The following is a 3653-nucleotide window of genomic DNA, read 5'->3' as shown; positions in this document are numbered from 1 at the left end:
CGACCACACCCGCACCCTCGGCCCACCCGGTGCCGTCGGCCGCGTCCGCGTACGACTTGCACCGCCCGTCCGACGCCAGACCCCGCTGCCGCGAGAACTCGACGAAGGTGCCCGGGGTCGCCATGACGGTGGCGCCGCCGGCGAGGGCCATCGAGCACTCGCCGCTGCGCAGCGCCTGGGCGGCCAGGTGGATGGCGACCAGGGAGGAGGAGCAAGCGGTGTCGACGGTGACCGCGGGGCCCTCGAAGCCGAAGACGTAGGCGACGCGGCCGGAGGCGACACTGCCCATGCCTCCGGTGCCGGTGAAGCCCTCCAGCTCGGGCGGTACCGGCCCCGAGGTGCCGTAGCCCTGACCCATCAGGCCGGAGAAGACGCCGACATCCGCCCCCTTCAGGGAGAGCGGGTCGATGCCGGCCCGTTCCAGCGCCTCCCAGGAGGTTTCGAGGAGCAGCCGCTGCTGCGGGTCCATCGCCAGCGCCTCGCGCGGCGAGATGCCGAAGAAGCCGGCGTCGAACAGTGCGGCGTCGTAGAGGAAGCCGCCCTGGCTCACGTACGAGGTGCCGGTCTGGTCCGGGTCGTCGCTGAAGAAGCCGCTCAGGTCCCAGCCGCGGTCGTCGGGGAAGCCGGACATCGCGTCCCGGCCCTCGGACACCAGCCGCCACAGGTCGTCCGGGCTGTCGACGCCGCCGGGGAGCCGGCAGGCCATGCCGACGATCGCGATGGGCTCGTCCGGGTCGGCGAGGGCGACCACCGGGGCCGGGGCCGGGGCGGTCGCCGTGGTCTCGCCCAGCCCGCCGTGCAGGTGGCGGGCGAGGGACAGGGGGTTCGGGTGGTCGAAGACGACGGTGGCAGCGAGTTTGAGGCCGGTGGCCTCGCGCAGCCGGTTGCGCAGCTCGACCGAGGTCAGCGAGTCGAATCCGGAGTCACGGAAGGCGGTCTCCGGCTTGATGCCCTCGGGTCCGGCGTGGCCGAGGACGGTCGCCGCGTGCGTCCGCACCAGGTCCAGCAGCAGTCCCTCCTGCTCGGCCGCGCCCAGCCCGGCCAGCCGCTCCGCCAGGCCGCCGCCGCTGTCGCCGGCCGCGGCACGGACCGTCTGCCGGCCCGTGCGCACGAGGCCGCGCAGCAGCGTGGGGACGGCCCGGCCGGCGCCGGCGTCGGTGCGCAGCTGCCGCAGGTCCAGCTTGGCCGGGACGAGCAGGGCCTCACCGGTGCGCAGGGCCGCGTCGAAGAGGTCCATGCCCTCGTCGGGGGACATGGGCAGGACACCGCCGCGCCGGTTCATCCGGCTGCGGGTGAGGTCGTCCATGCCGGCCGCCATACCGCCGGTGGCCTGGTCCCACAGGCCCCAGGCGAGCGAGGTGGCGGGCAGGCCCGCGGCGCGGCGCTGCTGGGCGACGGCGTCCAGGAAGGCGTTGGCCGCCGCGTAGCTGCCGGTGCCCGCGCCCAGGAAGACGGAGGAGACGGATGAGAAGACGACGAACACAGCGAGTTCCGGGACGAGTTCGCGGGTCAGTTCGTCCAGGTGCCGTACCGCTGTCACCTTCGGTGCGAACACCCGCGCAACCTGCTCGGGCCGGATGGTGCCGATCACTCCGGCGTCGGCGATGCCCGCGGTGTGCACGACTCCGGTCAGCGGACGGCCGCCCCGGCGGGCCTGGGTCAGCAGGGCGGCGACCGCGTCGCGGTCCGTGACATCGCAGGACGCCACTTTTACGTCAACTGCGCCGAGTTCGGTGAGCTCGGCGGCCAACTCGGCGGCGCCCTCGGCGGCTCGGCCGCGGCGGCTGGCCAGCACGAGGTGCCGGATGCCGTGCCGGGTGACCAGGTGCCGGGCCAGCAGTCCGCCGAGCGAGCCGGTACCGCCGGTGATGAGGACCGTGCCCTCCGGGTCGAGCGCCGGCGGTGCCTCGAGCTCCGTCGCCACTGTCTGGTCACGGCCCGCGGCGGTGGCTCGGGCGAGCCGGGGTATGAGCAACGTTGCGCCGCGCAGCGCCAGTTCGGGTTCGGTGTCGGTCGTCACGCGCGTCAGGACGTCGGCGGTGCTCTCGAACGGGGTGTCCGGGTCGAGGGCGGGATCGACGTCGAGGAGCACGATCCGGTCCGGGTTCTCGGACTGCGCGGCCCGGATCAGGCCCCACACCGCGCCGCCCGCCGTGTCGGTCACCGCACCGTCGGCACCGGCCGGTACCGCGCCCCGGGTGGCCACGACCAGCCGGGTCGACTCCAGGGCGGGGGCGGCCAGCCATGCCTGCACGGCCGCCAGCACCCGGTTCGTCAAGGCCGGCGCCGGATCGTCCGCGTCCCGGTCGTGGGCCGCCACGGCCTCCAGCACGACGAGCGCGGGCAGTTCCGCAGCCGTGGCCGGGCCCTCCGCCAAGGCAGTGACGTCGGCGGCGGAACGCACCCCGGTCCAGGCCGGCGGCTCCCCCCTCGGCGCATCGGCTCCGGGGAGCGCGGTCCACTCGACACGGAACAGCGAGTCGTCGCTCGCCGTACCCGCCGCGTTCTCCAACTGCTCGCCGGACAGGGGCCGCACCTCCGCCGACCCCGCCCGGAGCACCAGTCCGCCGGCCGGGTCGACCGCCTCCAGCGCCAGCGCGTCCCTGCCCTGCGGCGTGATCCGCACTCGCAGCGTCGTGGCGCCGACGGCGTGCAGCGCGAATCCGTGCCAGGTCAGGTACTGCCACACCCGCGAGCCGCCGTCGGCCGCGGCAGCGTCCAGCAGCGCCGGGTGCAGGGCCGCGTCCAGCAGCGCCGGATGCAGCCCGAACCGCCCGGCCTCCTCACGCTCGTCCTCGGGTACGGCGACCTCGGCGAGGATCTCCTCACCGAGCCGCCACAGCCCGCGCACGGCCCGGAAGAGGGGTCCGTGCTCGTAACCGCGCCGGGCCAGGCCGCCGTACAACGCCTCCACGTCGACCCGCTGGGCACCGGCCGGCGGCCAGGCACCGAAGTCGGCCAGCGGGCTCTCGCCCGGCTTGGGCGTCGCCGTCAGCACCCCGGTGGCGTGCCGCACCCAGGCCTCCGCCCCGCTCACCTCGGCGGCGTCCTCACGCGTCGAGTAGACGGTGACCGTACGGCAGCCGCTCTCGTCGGCGCCGCCGACCGCGACCTGGACGCGTACCCCGCCCTGCTCCGGCAGCACCAGCGGCACGCCGACCGTCAGTTCGTCCACGGTTCCGCACCCGACCTCGTCACCGGCCCGCACCGCCAGCTCGACCAGGGCCGCCGCCGGAACGAGGGCCACTCCGCCGACCGTGTGCTCCCCCAGCCAGGGGTGCGTGCGCAAGGACAGCCGGGAGGTGCACAACACCCCGCCCGTCTCCGGGACTTCCACGACGGCACCGATCAGCGGGTGCTCCGTGGGTGCCTGTCCGAGCGCGGTGGCGTCACTCGCTCCGTTCAGCCGTAGCCAGTAGTGGCGGTGGTCGAAGGCGTACGTCGGCAGGTCCACGTGCGCGTCACCGGCGCCCTCGGGCAGCACTCCGGTCCAGTCGACCGGCACGCCCTTGACGAACAGTTCGGCGACCGACGTCAACAGCCGCCGCAGGCCTCCCTCTTCGCGGCGCAGGGAGCCGGTGACGACCGCCTCCGTCCCCGCCTCGTCCACGATCTCGCTGACCGGCTGCACCAGGACCGGGTGAGCGCTGGAC

1 protein-coding gene is annotated in these 3653 nt (G+C 74.9%); it reads right to left on the bottom strand.

Features of this window, described 5'->3' with window-relative positions; all coding sequences use genetic code 11:
* The coding region (locus IG05_RS0140720) for a type I polyketide synthase (protein WP_030349136.1) at positions 1 to 3653 on the bottom strand (3653 nt) is incomplete at both ends.

This window comes from Streptomyces sp. NRRL S-1022, assembly GCF_000720135.1.
GTDB lineage: Bacteria > Actinomycetota > Actinomycetes > Streptomycetales > Streptomycetaceae > Streptomyces.
The sequence above is the reverse complement of the archived record's forward strand: the minus strand, read 5'-3'. Positions and strand labels throughout refer to the sequence as shown.